We start from the raw sequence: 20,827 nt of genomic DNA on the forward strand, positions 1-20,827 counted from the left end.
GTATCGAGAACCCTTAGAAGGAGATTTATTTTAAAAATAGCTTCTCGATACAATTTTTAGAACCACAAACTAGCGTTTGTAGTTCTAAAAACCACTCGAAGTGACGTTAAGAGCATGATTTTCCTTTAACCACAGCCATCAGTTCACTACACTCGCCAGTTCACGACACCCGTCAGTTCGAGTGATTTTCTATTTTGAAAACGCTAGTTTTTGAAATAGAAAATAATATCGAGAATCGTTGTTTTTAGGAAGCTTCTCGATACAATTTTTAGAACCACAAACTAGCGTTTGTAGTTCTAAAAACCACTCGAAGTGACGTTAAGAGCATGATTTTCCTTTTACCACACCCATCAGTTCACTACACTCGCCAGTTCACTACACCCGTCAGTTCGAGTGATTTTCTATTTTGAAAACGCTAGTTTTTGAAATAGAAAATAATATCGAGAACCCTTAGAAGGAGATTTATTTTAAAAATAGCTTCTCGATACAATTTTTAAAACCACAAACTAGCGTTTGTAGTTCTAAAAACCACTCGAAGTGACGTTAAGAGCATGATTTTCCTTTTACCACACCCATCAGTTCACTACACTCGCCAGTTCACTACACCCGTCAGTTCGAGTGATTTTCTATTTTGAAAACGCTAGTTTTTGAAATAGAAAATAATATCGAGAACCCTTAGAAGGAGATTTATTTTAAAAATAGCTTCTCGATACAATTTTTAGAACCACAAACTAGCGTTTGTAGTTCTAAAAATCACTCGAAGTGACGTTAAGAGCATGATTTTCCTTTTACCACACCCATCAGTTCACTACACTCGCCAGTTCACTACACCCGTCAGTTCGAGTGATTTTCTATTTTGAAAACGCTAGTTTTTGAAATAGAAAATAATATCGAGAACCCTTAGAAGGAGATTTATTTTAAAAATAGCTTCTCGATACAATTTTTAAAACCACAAACTAGCGTTTGTAGTTCTAAAAACCACTCGAAGTGACGTTAAGAGCATGATTTTCCTTTAACCACAGCCATCAGTTCACTACACTCGCCAGTTCACGACACCCGTCAGTTCGAGTGATTTTCTATTTTGAAAACGCCAGTTTTTGAAATAGAAAATAATATCGAGAACCGTTGTTTTTAGGAAGCTTCTCGATACAATTTTACTCCATTACATTGCGTAAAACCACTCGAAGTGACGTAATCAGCATGTCTGTCATTTCCGCTATCGTCAGTTCGAGTGATTTTCTATTTTGAAAACGCTAGTTTTTGAAATAGAAAATAATATCGAGAACCCTTAGAAGGAGATTTATTTTAAAAATAGCTTCTCGATACAATTTTTAAAACCACAAACTAGCGTTTGTAGTTCTAAAAACCACTCGAAGTGACGTTAAGAGCATGATTTTCCTTTTACCACACCCATCAGTTCACTACACTCGCCAGTTCACTACACCCGTCAGTTCGAGTGATTTTCTATTTTGAAAACGCTAGTTTTTGAAATAGAAAATAATATCGAGAACCGTTGTTTTTAGGAAGCTTCTCGATACAATTTTACTCCATTACATTGCGTAAAACCACTCGAAGTGACGTAATCAGTATGTCTGTCATTTCCGCTATCGTCAGTTCGAGTGATTTTCTATTTTGAAAACGCTAGTTTTTGAAATAGAAAATAATATCGAGAACCGTTGTTTTTAGGAAGCTTCTCGATACAATTTTACTCCATTACATTGCGTAAAACCACTCGAAGTGACGTAATCAGCATGTCTGTCATTTCCGCTATCGTCAGTTCGAGTGATTTTCTATTTTGAAAACGCTAGTTTTTGAAATAGAAAATAATATCGAGAACCCTTAGAAGGAGATTTATTTTAAAAATAGCTTCTCGATACAATTTTTAAAACTACAAACTAGCGTTTGCAGTTCTAAAAACCACTCGAAGTGACGTTAAGAGCATGATTTTCCTTTAACCACAGCCATCAGTTCACTACACTCGCCAGTTCACTACACCCGTCAGTTCGAGTGATTTTCTATTTTGAAAACGCTAGTTTTTGAAATAGAAAATAATATCGAGAACCGTTGTTTTTAGGAAGCTTCTCGATACAATTTTACTCCATTACATTGCGTAAAACCACTCGAAGTGACGTAATCAGCATGTCTGTCATTTCCGCTATCGTCAGTTCGAGTGATTTTCTATTTTGAAAACGCTAGTTTTTGAAATAGAAAATAATATCGAGAACCCTTAGAAGGAGATTTATTTTAAAAATAGCTTCTCGATACAATTTTTAGAACCACAAACTAGCGTTTGTAGTTCTAAAAATCACTCGAAGTGACGTTAAGAGCATGATTTTCCTTTTACCACACCCATCAGTTCACTACACTCGCCAGTTCACTACACCCGTCAGTTCGAGTGATTTTCTATTTTGAAAACGCTAGTTTTTGAAATAGAAAATAATATCGAGAACCGTTGTTTTTAGGAAGCTTCTCGATACAATTTTTAAAACTACAAACTAGCGTTTGCAGTTCTAAAAACCACTCGAAGTGACGTTAAGAGCATGATTTTCCTTTAACCACAGCCATCAGTTCACTACACTCGCCAGTTCACTACACCCGTCAGTTCGAGTGATTTTCTATTTTGAAAACGCTAGTTTTTGAAATAGAAAATAATATCGAGAACCCTTAGAAGGAGATTTATTTTAAAAATAGCTTCTCGATACAATTTTTAGAACCACAAACTAGCGTTTGCAGTTCTAAAAATCACTCGAAGTGACGAATTCGGGATATTTGTCTTTACTGCTATCAATTTTACGTTGTACTATTGAGTGCAGTGTTTTGAATGGTAATGGTAAAAAAAAATCCTGTTCAGTAGGTTGAACAGGATTTTAAGGGTTTGCTATTTTTTTCATTTAGCTTACCGCTTGTTTTTGTACTTCTTGTTGTAGTACAGGGCTGAAATCTACGCGCTGGTTTGGGGTAAAGGCTAAGAATTCTTTTTGGTCTTTGTAACCTAATTTGCTATAGGTTACTGCCCACACACCGCCTGGGATGCCTTTGAATTGGTAGTTTCCTTTGTCTGTTGAGGTGGCGGATACTGGTTTTTTTGTTTCTACTGTTATTTTTACATCTTTTATCGGTTGTCCTAGTTCGTCGGTGATGTTACCACGAAGCGATAGTTTGCGATTGCCAGTTTCAATTATTTTGCGTGAGCTGTTAAACTGCTCGTAGAATAGTGGCTGCTCGAAGCGTACCATTTCTACTAGTTGGTCCATACGGAAAAGTAATTTTCTGTTTTCCTCAAAAAGGTCTGCTATTTGAGAGGTAAATAATTTTTTATCAACAATTCCTTCTCTTGTTTTTGGCTGGATGGCACGGAATTGTCTGATGCTTTCTCTCAACTCGTTAAGACTTGCTTCGCTAACGCCGTAGGGTGTTAATTCAGTTACTAGGTCTCTGGCGATATCGAAGATTTCTTGGCAGGTATTTGCCACTACTGCTTGACGTAGCTCAACAAAAGAGGAATAGGTGTAAGTTACTTTCATTTGTAGTTCTTCGTCGTCAATGGCTATTGCATAAGCGCATGTTTTAGCAGCAATGGTATAAGCTTGTTGAGACATTACTGTTCGGATCTCTTCTTTTGATAAAGCGGTTCCCGTTCTGTTTGTGTTTTGGCCGTTGTAAAAGTTATCGAGTAAATCGATGTTTGTTTTGTACTGACCTTTAATTGTTTCAATTTCTGGGAATAGTGCCAGGATTGATGGAGTAGTATTAGTCCAAAGCTTTTCTACTACTTTTTGCATGGACAATTCGTCCAGTTGTTTAGCATTCATAATTTTTAGATTTTTTGGTTATTACTATTTTTTTGTGCACTTGGTTGTTTGTTAGTGCGTTACAAATGTTTGGTAATTTTTTTTAAAGTTGGATAAAAAATCGATGAACTGCACGTTTTTTCGGTTTTAAGATGTAAATATCTTACAAACGGAATGTTAATGAAATCGATTAAAATCATATATTAACGATTAAATACATTAATTTATGTGTTATGTAGGATATAAGGTATGGTTTAGAGTTTGGAGTTTGGAGTTTGGAGTTTGGTGGTGGATGCATTACAATACATCCTTACCGATATGTTATCCCTGACGGGATTTCTGGTGGTGGATGCATTACAATACATCTCTACCGATATTTTATCCCTGACGGGATTTCTGGTGGTGGATGCATTAAAATACATCTCTACCGATATTTTATCCCTGACGGGATTTCTTGTGGTGGATGCATTACAATACATCCTTACCGATATATCATCCCTGATGGGATTTCTTGTGGTGGATGCATTAAAATACATCTCTACCGATATTTTATCCCTGACGGGATTTCTGGTGGGGCAGCGAGGGGAATAGTGAATTATTAACCCTCGCAGGGTTGCAAACCCTGCGAGGGTGGGAATTGGTTACTGATGATGGCTGGGTTTATTGATTTGATTTGGACAGTTAGTGTTTGTTTTGAGGGCAAAAAGGTGTCTTAAGTAAACAGTAGATAAAAAAAAAGTCTCACCGAAGTAGGGATGTACCACGAGAATAGATTTGGTTGGGATTTGTTTTTTGTTGCTGCGAAGTTGGTAGACTTTGTGGAGCTGGGGAGCGGGCACGGATTGCAAATCCGCGCGAGCGGGTTAGTCCTTTGTAAAGAAGTCTGCCATTAGTTCTGCTTGTTTTAAAACTGTTTCAATTGCTTTGGCTTGTTTGTCTGGCGGATAACCCCACTTTGTCAATGTCCGCTTAACAATTACCATTAATCTTGCTCTTGCACTTTCTCTAATTGTCCAGTCGATAGTTGCGTTGGCTCTTACTTTGTCTGTAATTTCTCTTGCAATTTCCTTGAGTTGGTCGTCACCCAAAACCATTACTGCACTGTCGTTTACTTCTAAAGCATTGTAAAAAGCAACTTCGTCTTTTGTAAGTCCAAGTCGTTCACCTTCCTTGTCGGCTTCTTTAATTTCTTTTGCAATGTTGATGAGTTCTTGAATAATTTCTGCCGTTGTCAGTAAGTTATTTTGGTAGCGTTTTATTGCACTTTCCAACATTTCTAAAAGTTTTTTACTCTTTACTAAATTGGTTTTGGAACGGGTTTTTATTTCGTCATTCAGTAATTTCTTTAAAAGTTCTAAGGCTAAATTTTTATGCTTCATTCCTTTTACTTCTAGCAGAAATTCGTCTGATAAAATTGAAATGTCTGGTTTTGCCATACCAGCAGCTTCAAAAATATCCATCACTTTGTCTGAACTTAATGCTTCATCAACTATTTGTTTGATTGCTGTTTCAATTTCAATGTCTGATTTGCCCGTTCCTGTTCCTTCAAATTTTACAAGTCTTGCCTTTACTGCTTGAAAAAATGCTATGTCGTCTTTGATTTCCATTGCTCTTTGATGTGGTATGGATAAAGCAAAGGCTTGACTTAATAAAGTTACTTCTCTTATAAAACGAGTTTTGCCATCATCTAAACCTAAAATGTGTTCTTCAGATTGCAGTATGATTGACATTTTTTCTTTTGCTTCTACTTTGAAAAAACGTTTGTAATTGAACTTGAAACTATTTGCATAATAGGCTTCAGGTTCTTCAGCAACTATATCATTTTGTGTTTTTGCTTCTTCATTAAAAAACTGCTGAACTACTTCATATTTTTCGTTCATCAATGCAATTGCTTTTTCTAAATCCAAAGTTGGTTCACCTTTTCCGCCTGCATCAGAATAAAAAGACAATGCTTTTTTCAAGTCTGTTGCAATTCCCAAATAGTCCACAATTAAACCGCCTGGTTTATCTTTGAAAACTCGGTTTACTCTAGCTATGGCTTGCATTAAATTATGACCTCTCATTGGTTTGTCAATGTAGAGTGTGTGCAAACAAGGAGCATCAAAACCAGTTAGCCACATATCACGAACAATTACCAAACGCAAAGGGTCGGCAGGGTCTTTCATTCGTTCTGCTAAATTTTTACGCTGTTGTTTGGTGGTGTTGTGGCGTTGCATTTCAGGACCGTCAGCACTTGTTGAAGTCATTACAACTTTAATAATTCCTTTGCTTAAATCGTCATTGTGCCATTCTGGTCTAAGGGCAATAATTTCTTTGTATAAATTGGCTGCAATTCTTCGGCTCATTGCTACAATCATTCCTTTCCCGTCAAACACTTTTTGTCGTTGTTCAGAATGGTTTACAATGTCTTTCGCTAAATTTTTGATTCGTTCTTCATTTCCAACAATCGCTTCCAATTTGGTGTATTTGGCTTTTGCCTTTTGTTGGTCTGTAATTTCTTCGTCTTGTTCTAACTCTGCATCAAATTCTTCAATCAGGCGTTTGCCTTCTTCATCTAAATTTACTTTTGCCAAACGGCTTTCGTAATAAATTCGAACTGTTGCTCCATCTGCAACGGCTTGTGAAATATCATACACATCAACATACTGTCCGAAAACTTGCGGAGTATTTACATCTGTGCCTTCAATGGGTGTTCCTGTAAAACCTATATAAGTAGCATTTGGCAAAGCATCACGCATATATTTGGCGAAGCCATACGCAATGCGTTCTCCGATTTTTTCTTTGGTTTCTTTGTCTTTTACTTCTTTTATGGATGCTTCAAAACCGTATTGTGTTCTGTGGGCTTCATCTGCTATTACTACAATATTTCTGCGGTCAGAAAGTTGTTCATAAACCGATTTTTGGTCTTCGGGCAAAAACTTTTGAATGGTGGCAAACACAATTCCACCACTTGCTACCTTTAACAATTCCTTTAAATGTTCTCTGTCTTTGGCTTGAACAGGTTCTTGTCTTAATAGCTGTTTGGAGTTTGCAAAGGTGTCAAACAATTGGTCGTCCAAGTCATTACGGTCGGTAATTACTAAAATGGTTGGGTTTTGCATTTCGGGTGCTGTTATCAATTTGCCCGAATAAAAAACCATACTCAAACTTTTGCCCGAACCTTGTGTATGCCAAACTACACCGCCTCTTTTGTCTCCGTTTACTCCTGATGCAATTATAGAAGATTGGACTGCTTTGTTTACTGCGTAATATTGATGATAAGCCGCTAACTTTTTAACGGTTTCAATTTGTGTAATACCTGTTTTTGCATCTTCTTTTTTGCTTTTGTCAAATACTATGAAATTGCGAACCAAATCTAAAAGAGTAGAAGGGTTCAACATTCCTTTTAATAGAATTTCCAACTGCGGAATAAATCGTGACGCTTCTTTTTTGCCGTCTGCTGTTTTCCAAGTCATAAAACGGCTATAACCTGCCGAAACGCTACCTGCTTTACATTCCATTCCGTCTGATATTACACAAATGGCGTTGTATGTAAATAAACTCGGAATAGTTGATTTGTATGTTTGAAGCTGGTCAAACGCTTTTCGCATTGTGGCGTTTTCGTCTGCTGCATTTTTTAGTTCTATGACAACTAATGGCAAACCGTTTACAAACAGCAATACATCGGGTCTTTTGTTTTGATTTTTTTCTACTATGGTGTATTGATTAACGCATAAAAATTCATTGTTTAACGGATTTTCAAAATCAATTAAAGCCACTTCATAACTGCGTTCAAAGCCGTCTTGCTGATAAGGTATTTTTACTTTTTCTACTAATAGTTGATGAAAGGTTTCGTTGTTGTGCAACAATTCAGGAGAGTAAATCCGTAATACTTTTTGTATGGCTTGCTCTTGTGCATCGTGCAGAATGTTTGGATTAAGCACTGCAACCGATTTGCGTAAACGCTCTACCAAAACAATTTGTTCAAAACTTTCTCTTTCGGCTTGCTCTGCACCGGGAGCTAACATTAAACCGTGAACATACTCCCAACCCATAGATTGTAGCACTTCTAAAGCAAAAGTTTCTATTTTATCTTCTGTGATTGGCTTCATTAATTCTTAAATGTTAATAATTGAATTTGCGACTCTTTTATCTCCCCCAATTGGAGTTGTGTAAAAGCGTTGCTCTATGCCCCACAATACAAATTTCAAATCATTATCTGATTCTATTTTAAATTTGCCATTCTCATATGTTACTTGACCGTATTGATTTGTGTAATTATATATAGCTTGTTTTTCATCATCTGAAAAATTACTCAATGTTTCGTTTACTAATGCAATTCTTTTCCTATTAGGTATTGTAACATTCCCAGTTTGAAAGTTTTCATCAACTTCGAGGAAATCATTTTCTAAGAAGTTTTGTGTTTCAGCATCTGTAGCAGCACGATATAATTGATCCATTCCTTTAAATATTTTTTGGGCAGATGCTAACTTTTTGAAATATAGCGTGTCAGTTTCCTTATTGTAGATTGCGTCCGCAAATGGATTTATTGTTATTATAGGTCTATTGGTTTCAAGTGTCAACTCATCAATTGAAAACCATTTTTTACTAATGAAAAAACTCGAGTTTATAACCTGAAAAAAATAAAGATTCCCTTGTACAGTGCATATAAAGGACAACTTTTTTAAGTCTTCATTGGTGATTTGGTTGTAATTGACAGAATCTAAATTACCTTGAAGAAAATCAAGTATAAATTCTGTTCCTGAAAAATTGGTTATCTGATAAAGCTCTTCATCTTCAATTAGAGTTGCAGGATTATAATCAACTCCTGTTAATACTAAATCTGCTGTTTCATAAATTTCAGATTCAGTCTCAATCACTCTGAAAATATTCTGCTTTCTTTTCACTTTACCATATATATAATTTGCCATATTTAAAGTTTTATAAATCAATGAATGTGTAATTGTTAATCCTTCTTAGTTTTTCAAATCCAATCTCTCCAGGTGTTTTTAGTTGCTTTCTAGTAATCAAAAATATTTTCACATTACCTGATGTTTTTATGAAATAAAAATGATATCCAAAAAGTAAAAAAATAGGATTGAAGTACAATGTTTGAGACAAGAAAGTGAAAACATATACAATTAAAAATACTACTATTAAAGTAGGAACATCATTTACTCCAAGTGAAACAAAAAAGTAGCCTAAATAAGTTGGTAGGAAATTATTATTAGCTAATTCAATTTCTTTTACAGAACTACTTTTTAAGCTATCCTTGGGCAATTTTATTGCAACCAAGAAACTTAAAGCAGTTAAAATTATTGGGGCTAACACAAATAATATCCAAGAATAATAAATACTACAATCATTCAAGAAATTGAAACTGTATTTTTCCTTTACAAGAAATACCACAACTATCAACCAAGTTGAATTAAAAGCTAAGAATAGTTGATATAGGTATTTCATAAATTCAAAAACGCAATTTAAATATTAAGAAAAACTTGATAGTAAATTCGTCTCATTAAAGTCGTAATAAATGTTTTCAAATGTCTTATCCAATATTTTAGTAAGGTTATAATTAGTGAAAGCTAATTTATTTTTTATTTCAAATAATTTTCTCATTTCTTCCGCATATTCGTCTTGTATAGGTCTTGCAGGTAATAGTATGAGTTCGCTTGTTATAAACTCATCTAGTTGGAAGTTTTTAATTCCGCTTGGTTGATTTTCATATCGTGTAGTTAAACCCTCTTGATAGCTTTGGTTCCAATAAAAGAAAAACCAGAAAGGATTTACTTTTTCTTCGTCTAACCTAATAATTTTACAAAAGTTTGAGCAAATGATTGGCATATTAAAATAATCCATTAATTCTTTTGTTACAATTGCACATCTGCCAGTTGGCTGGTCTTTACTACCTCCTGATAATTCAATTATTATGTCATTTTGTTGCAATTTGATTTCTTCAACTTTTCCTTCATTCAAATATCTTGTTGGTGTTTTCTTTAGATTAAATAAAGGAATGTTTGGTAAATCTGTTCCCCGAATTACTTTAACTGCAATATTATCCTTTTTATGCTCCTCATTGCCCCAACTTCCACTAACAGTACACTGAATAACTTCGGAGACTTCGACTTTATCCCATAGTGATTTATCAAAATTTTTATTGAAGGATTTATAAAAATTATCTTTGAATAGCTGATTAGATAAATTGTTCTGATTGATTTCAGATAATATATTTTCAGTGTATTGAATTGACATTTCAATAAACGGTTCTACATCATTCTTAAAAGGCATAATTCTGTCCTTTTTAATTCTTTCAATGTATCTGTTTGGAGAAATAATAAATGATTTGTTTTCTATATCATTAAATGAAACAGCTTTACTAAAACCAATTTCATCGATGTATTCAATACTTTTATTTTTCCAAGTATGATAAGTGTCTGCTATTTTCGAAATATCATCAGAACTAAGCTCACGAATTGTACTTTCTTTCATTGTGCCTAGATTGTAAGCGTCAATCATTAGTATTTCTGGCCTGACATCCTTTGGGGTGCGATTTAATATCCAAATATGCACTGGAAGTGTTGTATTTGAAAATAATTGAGTAGGTAGAGCAACAATACAATCAACTAAACCAGCAGAAACAATATTTTTTCTAATTAGAGTTTCTACTTGTCCCTTATTGCTTGCTGCACCACCGTGCATTACTATAGCAGCTTTCCCTGTTGGTGCTAAGTGATAAATAAAATGTTGCATCCAAGCGAAATTTGCATTACCTGCCGTAGGTACTCCGAATGTCCATCGCGCATCTGTTCTTAATAATTCACCACTCCAGTCGCTATCGTTAAACGGTGGGTTGGCAATAATGTAGTCTGCTTTTAAATCTTTGTGAGCATCGTTCAAAAATGAACCTTCGTTGTTCCATTTTACATTACTGCTGTCAATTCCTCTGATTGATAAATTCATTTTTGCCAAACGCCAAGTCGTTTGGTTGCTTTCTTGTCCATAAATAGAAATACGGTCGGTAGGGTTTAACGATAAACCTGCTTTGCCCTTTTTCTTGTAATAGTCTTGATGTCTATTGATAAACTTTTCGCTTTGCACAAACATTCCACCGCTACCGCAACAAGGGTCAAAAACTCGTCCCTCATAAGGTTCGAGCATTTCAACCAATAATTTTACAACACTTTGAGGTGTGTAGAACTGTCCTCCCTTTTTGCCTTCTGCCAATGCAAATTCTCCCAAGAAGTATTCAAAAACTTGCCCTAAAATATCTTTACTTTGTGCTTCTTTTGTTCCAATAGTTGCAGAACCTACAAGGTTTACAAGTCCGCCCAAGCTTGTCTTGTCCAATTTTTCTTGAGCAAATACTTTTGGTAAAACGCCACGTAAAGATGGATTGTCTTTTTCTATGGCATCCATTGCATCATCAATGTCTTTGCCAATAGTGGGTTGTGTTGCTCTGCCTTGTATGTATGACCAACGAGCCATTGCAGGAACAAAAAATACTTTCTCTGCTACATACTCGTTTTTGTCTTCGGGGTCTGCACCTTCACTTTTTTGAGCCACCAATTTTTGATATTGCTCCTCAAAAGCGTCTGATATATATTTCAGGAATATCAAACCTAAAGCAACGTGTTTGTATTCGGCAGCATCCATATTTTTACGGAGCTTATCGGCTGCTTTCCAGAGTTTTTTCTCTAGTGGTTCTTCTTGTTCTGTCTTTGCTGTTTTAGCCATTATATTATTTTAAATTCAATTCGTTTTTAAGTCCGTAAAGTTAAGTTTTTAATATCTGTTATTGTCAAAAGTTGCCGTCAAAGTGTCAACCGTTCACTAGTCGTTTGGCGGGTGGGCTTTGGGGTGCGGTAGGGCAAAATTTAATGTGCTGCAAAAGCGTTGGCTTGTGTATCGGCTTGCAGCTCTTTTAATTTTACGAAGCGTTTGCATTTTGTCTGTCATTTTTATGTTCTTTTATTGTCGGTCGTGTCGTCTTTTAGGGTGAGTGCTAACGTTTCCTTGCTAGAGCTTGTGGCGGCTTATGGAAATCTTTTTTTCCATAACCGACCAAGCGAAGTTATGAAAAGTAAAGGAACAATTTACCGCAAAACTAGCCATAAGTTTTAGCAAGTGTTAGCCGGCGGTTTTTTTATCATCTTTAATAATTTAATATCTAGTGATAAAATTTATTTGGTATTTTTTAATATCTCCATTCTTTAAAGTAAAAATTGCGACATCTTTTTCTGCTCCTTTTTCATAATACTTAACATCTACAGATGGATCTTTTGAGTTCCCTTGAAATTCATAACCTTGCTCTAATAATTCAGATTTGAAGATATTTATGTCCAGATTATTGGAACAAATTATTTCCATATCACGTCCTTTTCTCGTTTTGTTTTGGAATTCAAATTCCTTTATGGTTATCATTAATGCATTTCTTTCACCAGTAGATTTTGGGTGTAGATATTTATTTTCACTAACTAGTAAAAAACCATAGCCATCAACCAATATTTCATTAACTGAGGAAAGTGTTAAGCCATTTAGTTTTTCAAAAAAGTTTAGATTTAACTCTTGAGAAAATGATGAATATGGAATAAGGATAAAAATTAATAGATATTTTTTCATAATATTTATAGATTAAGTTTTTTTTAAATTAGTTATTGTTTTTTCGTCAAAGTGTATATTAATCCTATCATAGTAAGTGTTGTTGCAGTAATGTAAATAATAAATTTCCATTGGTTTTCAGGATTTTGTATTCTGTATTTTTTAAGTATCCATTTCAGTTTAATTTTTTGAAACCAATTCAGTTTAACACAAACTTTTATGCTATCCTTGATTTTTATAAAAGCGCTAAATCTATGATATTCTTCATCAAATTCATCTAAGAAATGTACTTCAAATTGAGAGCGTTTGATAGGATATATTTTATTGTTAAAATCGTCAATAATATCAAAGTTCTCTGTTTTTTCAAATTTGACTATTTCAAATTTTTTTATCGTCATATTTCCAATATGAGTTTGTAACTCTTTATTGATAGGTAAGAATGCTTTAAGCTCTATTTCCATGATAATTTCTTTTTTAGCACTAACGGCAACTTACGGCTAACTTGTATATAGGCGCTATAAACATTTGCTTATCTACCCTTATTGGGGTGTATAGGCGAAATTTTATTTCGCTTTATTTTCCAAATCTAAAAAATAAACCCTACAAATCAAAGCGAACTACTGCTGTTGTTGCTTTTAATTCCTTGGCATTTATAGACTTTCACTTTTAATCGTGTTTCTTTCGTTTTATTTTTTACAAACCTAAAACAAAAAAACTATCCCATTTTACGGTTTCCCGTAAAGAGGCTATTTTTTTTACTCCTAATGATACTGGTTGTGGCTATCCTTAGCGAAGTGCCTTTGTATAAAGGGCTAATTTATAGCGGCAGCCAGCATGGTACGCAATGTAAGCGGGTGTAGAGAAAATCGCCAAAACCTTTACTATGCATAAAATCAAGAGATTACTGATTTTTTGAGTTATTAACCCGATAGTACGGTTTTCCGTAAAATACTATTCCAGTTTATGGGAAAGGTGTAAGAGTACACAGGACGGGATTATGGCGTTTATAGAAAATGCTGTGTGGTCTTGGGAGAAAAAACGGTTGGTCGTCGGAAAAAAGAGTCGAGCGTCGGAAAAAAGAGTCGGGCGTCGGAAAAAAGAGTCGAGCGTCGGAAAAAAGAGTCGGGCGTCGGAAAAAAGAGTCGGGCGTCGGAAAAAAGAGTCGAGCGTCGGAAAAAAGAGTCGAGCGTCGGAAAAAAGAGTCGAGCGTCGGAAAAAAGAGTCGAGCGTCGGAAAAAAGAGTCGGGCGTCGGAAAAAAGAGTCGGGCGTCGGATAAAACGGTTGAGCGTCGGAAAGGAGGAGTCAGTCGTCGGAAAGCTATCTTCGGTCGTCGGAAACGAGGAGTCGGTTGTCGGAAAGGAGGAGTCGGTTGTCGGAAACGAGGAGTCAGTCGTCGGAAAGGAGGAGTCAGTCGTCGGAAACGAGGAGTCGGTTGTCGGAAAGGAGGAGTCGGTCGTCGGAAACGAGGAGTCGGTCGTCGGAAAGGAGGAGTCGGTCGTCGGAAAGGAGGAGTCGGTCGTCGGAAACGAGGAGTCGGTCGTCGGAAAGGAGGAGTCGAGCGTCGGAAAAAAGAGTCGGTCGTCGGAAAAAAGAGTTGAGCGTCGGAAAAAGGAGTCGAGCGTCGGAAAAAGGAACTCTATGGCACTGTTAATAGACTTAGTTTGTGGGATACTACCAAAAAAAAATCCCGCATCGTTTTTCAACTTTGCAGGACTTTCAAACAAATTAATCAACTTTAATTCAAACTTTATTTTTTATTGTGAGCATCTTCTATTCGTGCTTTTGTGCCATCAGCGCGATAATAATAGTGGTTATCGTTGGGATACAAGGCGCCGTGGTCATATCCAGCATAAGCAGTAGCCTGATAAACATAGCCTTGGTTGCCAAAACCGTTCACACTGCCTATGGTATCAATAATGTCGCCTCGTCGGTTGTAAACAAGTTGCATACCACCTATTTGAGTTAGGGCAAACCGGTTATAGCGCATAAAAACAGTGCCAATTCTATTCACTCTATCGCGAGCGTCATAATTAATAAAAGTGTTACCAATTCGTCTCACTCTGCCAAAACTATCGTGTGCTATCAGTATATCATAGTTTAGTGGTCTTCCTGTTGCTACCGCCGTTCCTCGTCTTCCAGCAGTTTTAAAATAATAGCTACCTTGACTATCGCCTGGATGGGTATTAAAATCAAATTCACCATTTGGGAAAACAAAATATTCAACACCACGTTCTATAAAGGAGATGGGCTCATCAAAACGGTATCTTGCGCTGCTTTCTGATGCGTTGCTCATGGTACTGGTCATTACAACGCTTGCTACTAAAAAGGTAATTGTTTTCATGGTATTTCAGTTTAAAGTTACTAGTTTTTTTTCTCCCGTTGCTATGGGATTAGGCTGCTACACAACGTTATTTTTGTTGTTATTTTACTTATTCCAATTCGTGTGCCAAAACCAGAGAACGCTATCTTAAGGTTTGATTAAGAAGATATAATCCTTTTATTCATAAGCTATTACAAGGTTTTTTGTTCTGGTATTTCTACCAAATAAAATGCAACAACCAAAAAGTATTTTTAATACATTTGCTTTCGTTAAAAATAAATGTACTACCTCGATATCAACCACCAATGAAAAACCTACTGTTCATAGCCTCTTTTTTATTGCTAACTACTATGGGCTTCAGTCAAACCTACATTCCTTATTATGGTAGTGTAGTGGAACAAGTTTCCGCATCCAATGTACTAGCTAATTTAACCGAGTTTGAAAACCTGGGCGTAAAACGAAGAGGAACAACTGCACTGCAAAACACCCTAAATTGGTTAAAAGCCGAATACATCAGCTATGGATATACTACCAACCAAATGCAGGAATACAGTTTTACCAATGCAGGAACGGTATGTAAAAACTTAGTAGTAACCAAAACAGGTACAGTATACCCAAATACCTTTATCATTATATGTGGACACTATGACACCATCAATGGTAAAGGAACCAATGATAACGGTAGTGGTGTAGTAACCATTTTTGAAGTAGCGCGTTTATTAAGAAACATTCCCACCGAATATTCCATAAAGTTCATCAACTTTAGCGGTGAAGAAGACGGATTATTAGGCAGTCAACACTTTGTTTCTACAGTAGTCAACGGTACTACACCCAAAATGGACATCCGTTTAGTATTCAACATCGACGAAGTAGGAGGAAGAGCCGACATGACCAATGACACCATCACTTGCGAAAGAGATACCGGAAGTCCCACTTCAAACAATGCTGCCTCTAACACCGTGACCAATGAGTTAATTAACTGTGTACAGCTGTATTCTCCGTTGAATACGTTTCTTTCCTATGCGTATGCCTCAGATTACATGCCCTTTGAAGACAACAACGAAATCATCACCGGATTTTTTGAAAAAAATGAAACACCTCATAGGCATACATCCACCGATTTATTAGTCAATATGGATCCTGACTATGTTTATAACATAGCTAAAGCGGCTACGGGTGCTATGCTTCATTTTGCGAAAGCAACAACTAGCTTGAATACGACAGTTTTTGATGACAATCAAATTAGTTTTTTTCCCGTTCCTGCCAAAGAGACGCTGTCTATCAGTTTAGGAAATCTTGCTACGGATAGTTATACCTTTTCTTTACTAAATTTACAAGGTAAAGTGGTTTTAAATCAAAGCTTTACAGACGTTCAATTAATCGAAAGTATTGCATTGAAAGGCATTGCCAAAGGAATGTATTTAGCTGTACTAGAGACAGCAAATAATAGAATAACTAAAAAGATACTAATCGACTAATTGGTGTAGCAGCTGTAATCATTTGCTAATTAAAGTTTCTCTTTAAGATACAAGCCAATCATTGCCTTTTTATTTTTCACCATTTCTTCTGGTGTGCCCACCGCGAGGAGTTGGCCGCCATTTTCGCCACCTTCTGGACCTAAATCAATAATCCAATCGGCACATTTTATCAAATCCAAATTGTGCTCTATTACAATAATAGAATGCCCTTTTTCTATCAAGGCATCAAAAGAAGCCAGTAGTTTTTTGATGTCGTGAAAATGCAATCCCGTAGTAGGTTCGTCAAAAACAAAAAGCGCTTTCTCTTTGGTTACGCCTTTTACTAAAAAGGAAGCCAGTTTAATACGCTGTGCCTCGCCACCAGAAAGAGTAGAGGAGGACTGCCCAAGTTGAACATAGCCTAAACCAACGTCTTGCAGCGGTTGCAACTTCTGAATAATTTTAGCTTGTTTATATTCAGAGAAGAAAGCTATCGCATCATCAATAGTCATCGTAAGGATATCATCAATATTCTTGCCTTCAAAAGCAACTTCTAGCACTTCTTTTTTAAATCGCTTTCCGTTACAGGTTTCACAGGGTAAAGAAACATCAGCCATAAATACCATCTCCACATTGATGGAACCTTCGCCTTTGCAGGTTTCACAACGACCACCATCCACATTAAAAGAAAAATGTTTGGCTTGATAACCACGCACTTTAGATAGCTTTTCTTTAGCATACAAATCTCGTATGTCATCATACGCTTTGATATAAGTCACAGGATTAGACCGCGAACTTCTACCAATCGGGTTTTGATCGATATATTCGATGTGTTTAATATGAGAAAAGCTGCCTGTCATTTCAGTAAACTGTCCCGCTTTCTCGCCAATGCCTTCCAGTTTTTTTTGTAGCGCCGGGAAAAGAATTTTCTTCACCAAAGTACTTTTTCCGCTTCCCGAAACGCCAGTAATCACCGTTAAACTTTCTAATGGAAAAGCTACCGTTATATTTTGCAAATTATTTTCGCGGGCGCCTTTTATTTCAATGAAATTCTTAGAAACCCTGCGCTTTTTGGGAACAGCAATTTCAAGTTTTCCATTGAGGTATTTAGCGGTTAACGTATCGGCTTTTAAAATTTCTTCGAAAGTACCTTCAGCCACCAGTTCACCACCAAAAGTTCCTGCTTCGGGACCGATGTCAATAATTCTATCGGCCGCTTTCATGATATCTTCGTCGTGTTCGACAACAATAACCGTATTGCCTAAATCTCGGAGGTTTTTAAGTACTTTTATTAATCTTTCAGTATCTTTCGGATGCAACCCAATGCTGGGCTCATCAAGAATATACATTGAGCCGACAAGACTACTTCCCAATGATGTGGCCAAATTTATTCGTTGCGACTCACCACCAGATAGTGTCGCGGAGTTTCTGTTTAAAGTTAAATAATCCAAACCAACATCGCTTAAAAAGTCCAATCGATTATTAATTTCTAGCAAAAGGCGTTTCGCTACTTTTTGATCGTATTCTGAAAGCGTTAGTTCCTTAAAAAAGGGTAGTAATCGTTTGATAGGTAAATCAACTAAATCGGATATTGTTTGTCCACCCACAGAGATAAAGTTGGCTTCTTTGCGCAAGCGTTTCCCTTTACAGGTGCTGCATTTGGTTTTACCTCGGTAGCGAGATAACATGACCCGGTTTTGAATTTTATAATTCTTTTCTTCCAGTTCTTTGAAAAAATCATCTAGTCCAACGAAGTATTTGTTTCCTTTCCAAAGTAATTCTTTTTGTGTTTCTGATAATTCAAAATAGGGCTTATGAATAGGAAAATCAAACTTATAAGCGTTATTGACTAATTGATCTCGATACCAACCCATGCTTTCCCCACGCCAAGGGTAAATGGCGTTTTCATATATTGATAAGGAAGTGTTAGGAATAACCAATTCGATATCAATACCAATCACGTTTCCATACCCTTCACAAGTTGGGCAGGCACCATAAGGATTGTTAAAACTAAACAGGTGAATATTAGGTTCCAAGAACGTCATACCATCCAGCTCAAAATTGGTGCTAAATTCGTGACGATTGGTGGTATCAACTTCTTGCAGGTAACAAATCCCTTTTCCTTCAAAGAACGCCGTTTGAACAGCATCGGCCAGACGATTATAAAAATCTTCCTCATCTGCATTTTCAGGATTGAAGACTATTCTATCAATAATGAGGAGAATATCTTTATTATCAAGCGAATGTTGGTCGATTTCATCAAGTCTAATCATTTTGTTATCAACGAGAACACGAGAAAAACCTTGCTGAAGCAGTACTTTTAGTTTATCCTCAAGCTGTCGCCCTTCTTCAAGATGAATGGGTGATAAAAGCAACCATCTACTATTAGGTACAAATGTTTTTACACGATTTACAACATCAGACACCGTGTCTTTCTTCACTTGATTGCCCGAAATTGGGGAGAATGTTTTCCCAATACGAGCGAAAAGTAATTTAAGATAGTCATATATTTCTGTTGATGTTCCAACGGTGGAACGTGCATTGGTTGTATTGACTTTCTGTTCAATGGCGATGGCTGGCGCAATACCTTTGATATATTCTACCTTAGGTTTGTCTAATCTGCCTAGAAATTGGCGTGCATAGCTCGATAGACTTTCTACATAACGACGCTGTCCTTCAGCATACAGAGTATCAAATGCTAAACTCGATTTTCCTGAACCAGAAAGACCTGTGATTACCACTAATTCATTACGTGGAATAACAACATCCAAATTCTTCAAGTTATGAATTTGTGCGCCTTTAATTAAAATGTTTTTTTTGGGTTCTAACGTAGCAATTTCGGAACTTTTCATAGCAAAAAAAGTAAATGATTGCAAATGTAATCATTTCTTGTACTTAAAGAAGTTCAAATCACTATTACCATGTTCAATTTGTGAATATGATAATTAGTAGGTTTGCATTTTAGTTGTTATAATTTTATTGTTTTTGCGACTATTGTTTTATTCTATTGAAAATTTCATATCCTCAAATTTAAAAACAGGATATTAATTGGGATAATTAACTATACATTACCTATACAATCATACGATTTCAATTTACGTTTTAATTGTTGCAGGTTGCATCTAGAGCGTATTCTTTCCCTATTTTTCTTTTCATTCTAATAATTTGCGGTGTATAGTTTTTATATATATCGGACTTAAATATGTAAGAGAAACTTATTGTATATTTGGTTAAAATAATTTAAAATATCTATTATGAAAAAAATTACCTTATTTGTTTTTTTAATGATTTCCTCATTAGGATTCGCGCAAGACCTTGTTCTTGGTTTTGAAGCTGGCGAAAGTGGTAGCGTAGGCGCAACTTTTGGCGACGCACCAGCTCCAGTTATCGAAACTGGAACAGGAACTAACACTACTCAGGTTCTTAGAATTGTAGGTAATACTGCGGGTGAACCATGGCAAGGTGTTAATTTAACTTTATCATCTTTAGTTAATTTGACTGCAACCAAAACTATGACAATGGATGTTTGGTCTGCAGAACCTATAACCTTTTTAGTTAAGGTAACAGGTGGTGTTGGTGGTCCAGCAATAAATGCTGCTGCTGCAAGTCACCCAGGTGGTAGCACATGGCAAACTGTTTCTTTCACTTTTGATCAATCTTTAGATGGTCAAGCACCACTTGCGAATGGTACTTACAGTGGTTTTGTTATTCATACTTATTGGACCGTTGGTGGAACGTCCTTTTTCCCTGGTGGTAATCCAATTCCAAGACCGGCAAGAACCTTCTTTGTAGATAACATCAAAGGTCCACTTGGAGCACCACCAGTTATAGCAGCACCGACAGCTGCGGCACCAACACCGCCAAATAGACCTGTTGCTGATGTAAAATCTATATTTAGCGATGCTTATACTCCAGTTGCAGTTCTTGGTTATACTGGTAGTGATGATAATACATACAATACTTCATGGTGTCCAGGTGTTACTACTTTAGTGCAAGTTGAAGGCAATAATACTAATAGAACTACAGGATTAGGTTGTGAAGGTGTTGCGTTTTTAAGTGGTAGAATTGATGCCACCGATTTTACTTTTGTGCACATGGATGTATGGACTAGTGAACCACTTGCAGGCAAATTTTTTAGTTTTAAGTTCTCTAACTGGAATGGAACTACAGGAGAAACTAATGCTTTTCAGGTAAATTATGACAACGGTTCGACCACTCCATTTCCTGCCGCAAATGCATCGGGATGGATTTCAATCGATATTCCTTTATCTAGTTTACAGTGTATCAATACACCTCCAGGAAATGCTTGTCCAAACAGAAGTGATTTTGCACAATTTGTTATGACTTCCAATTTAGGAACTATTTTCTATGATAACCTTTATTTACATAAAAATACAACGCTTAATACAAATAGTTTTGAAGTTGCAAGCGTAAAATTATATCCAAATCCTGCAACGAGTGTTTTAAACATTGAGGCGGCTGCTGCTATCGAAAAAGTTTCAATATTCAACTTATTAGGACAAGAAGTTGTTTCTCAAACTCCTAACAGCAATCAAACAACTTTAGATGTTGCTCAACTTCAAGTAGGTGTATATATTGTTAAAGCATCTGTTAACGGTACTGTATCATCAACACGTTTCATAAAAGAATAAGTTTAAGTTAATTATTTTTTGAAAAGCAC

The 20,827-nt window shown here is 36.1% G+C and carries 12 protein-coding genes; 3 read left to right on the forward strand and 9 right to left on the reverse strand.

Annotated elements, in window-relative coordinates; all coding sequences use genetic code 11:
- Window positions 1-2,891: 2,891 nt before the first annotated feature.
- Complete coding sequence (locus WFZ85_RS08240; protein ID WP_342695813.1) at window positions 2,892-3,812, reverse strand: carboxypeptidase-like regulatory domain-containing protein; 921 nt, start codon at window positions 3,810-3,812, stop codon at window positions 2,892-2,894.
- A 240-nt stretch (window positions 3,813-4,052) separates the two neighbouring features.
- On the opposite strand from WFZ85_RS08240, the gene WFZ85_RS08245 reads away from it, so the two are divergent.
- Complete coding sequence (locus WFZ85_RS08245) at window positions 4,053-4,382, forward strand: hypothetical protein (RefSeq protein ID WP_342695814.1); 330 nt, start codon at window positions 4,053-4,055, stop codon at window positions 4,380-4,382.
- A 272-nt stretch (window positions 4,383-4,654) separates the two neighbouring features.
- Here WFZ85_RS08245 and WFZ85_RS08250 read toward each other — a convergent pair whose 3' ends face one another.
- From WFZ85_RS08250 to WFZ85_RS08280, 7 genes are all read right to left on the reverse strand, one after another.
- Complete coding sequence (locus WFZ85_RS08250; RefSeq protein WP_342695815.1) at window positions 4,655-7,882, reverse strand: type I restriction endonuclease subunit R; 3,228 nt, start codon at window positions 7,880-7,882, stop codon at window positions 4,655-4,657.
- A 6-nt stretch (window positions 7,883-7,888) separates the two neighbouring features.
- The gene (locus tag WFZ85_RS08255) at window positions 7,889-8,701 is read right to left on the reverse strand and encodes a hypothetical protein (RefSeq protein WP_342695816.1); all 813 of its coding nucleotides are present in this window, start codon (window positions 8,699-8,701) and stop codon (window positions 7,889-7,891) included.
- A 10-nt stretch (window positions 8,702-8,711) separates the two neighbouring features.
- Window positions 8,712-9,233, reverse strand: a complete 522-nt coding sequence (locus WFZ85_RS08260; RefSeq protein WP_342695817.1) for a hypothetical protein — start codon at window positions 9,231-9,233, stop codon at window positions 8,712-8,714.
- A 24-nt stretch (window positions 9,234-9,257) separates the two neighbouring features.
- On the reverse strand, window positions 9,258-11,504 hold the full coding sequence (locus tag WFZ85_RS08265; RefSeq protein ID WP_342695818.1) for an N-6 DNA methylase: 2,247 nt from the start codon (window positions 11,502-11,504) through the stop codon (window positions 9,258-9,260).
- Window positions 11,505-11,930: 426 nt separating this feature from the next.
- Complete coding sequence (locus WFZ85_RS08270) at window positions 11,931-12,389, reverse strand: hypothetical protein (RefSeq protein WP_342695819.1); 459 nt, start codon at window positions 12,387-12,389, stop codon at window positions 11,931-11,933.
- 32 nt (window positions 12,390-12,421) lie between these two features.
- Window positions 12,422-12,829: a hypothetical protein gene (locus tag WFZ85_RS08275; RefSeq protein WP_342695820.1), complete on the reverse strand. Its 408-nt coding sequence runs from the start codon at window positions 12,827-12,829 to the stop codon at window positions 12,422-12,424.
- Window positions 12,830-14,116: 1,287 nt separating this feature from the next.
- On the reverse strand, window positions 14,117-14,710 hold the full coding sequence (locus WFZ85_RS08280) for a hypothetical protein (RefSeq protein ID WP_342695821.1): 594 nt from the start codon (window positions 14,708-14,710) through the stop codon (window positions 14,117-14,119).
- Between the two features lie 284 nt (window positions 14,711-14,994).
- On the opposite strand from WFZ85_RS08280, the gene WFZ85_RS08285 reads away from it, so the two are divergent.
- Window positions 14,995-16,167: a M28 family peptidase gene (locus tag WFZ85_RS08285; protein WP_342695822.1), complete on the forward strand. Its 1,173-nt coding sequence runs from the start codon at window positions 14,995-14,997 to the stop codon at window positions 16,165-16,167.
- Window positions 16,168-16,196: 29 nt separating this feature from the next.
- On the opposite strand, the gene uvrA is transcribed toward WFZ85_RS08285, so the two are convergent.
- Complete coding sequence (gene uvrA, locus WFZ85_RS08290; protein ID WP_342695823.1) at window positions 16,197-18,998, reverse strand: excinuclease ABC subunit UvrA; 2,802 nt, start codon at window positions 18,996-18,998, stop codon at window positions 16,197-16,199.
- Window positions 18,999-19,400: 402 nt separating this feature from the next.
- Here uvrA and WFZ85_RS08295 point away from each other — a divergent pair, with 402 nt between their 5' ends.
- Window positions 19,401-20,798: a T9SS type A sorting domain-containing protein gene (locus WFZ85_RS08295; protein WP_342695824.1), complete on the forward strand. Its 1,398-nt coding sequence runs from the start codon at window positions 19,401-19,403 to the stop codon at window positions 20,796-20,798.
- The last annotated feature ends 29 nt before the right edge of the window (window positions 20,799-20,827 follow it).

It is taken from the genome of Flavobacterium aureirubrum (assembly GCF_038739835.1).
In the GTDB taxonomy this organism is placed as follows: domain Bacteria; phylum Bacteroidota; class Bacteroidia; order Flavobacteriales; family Flavobacteriaceae; genus Flavobacterium; species Flavobacterium aureirubrum.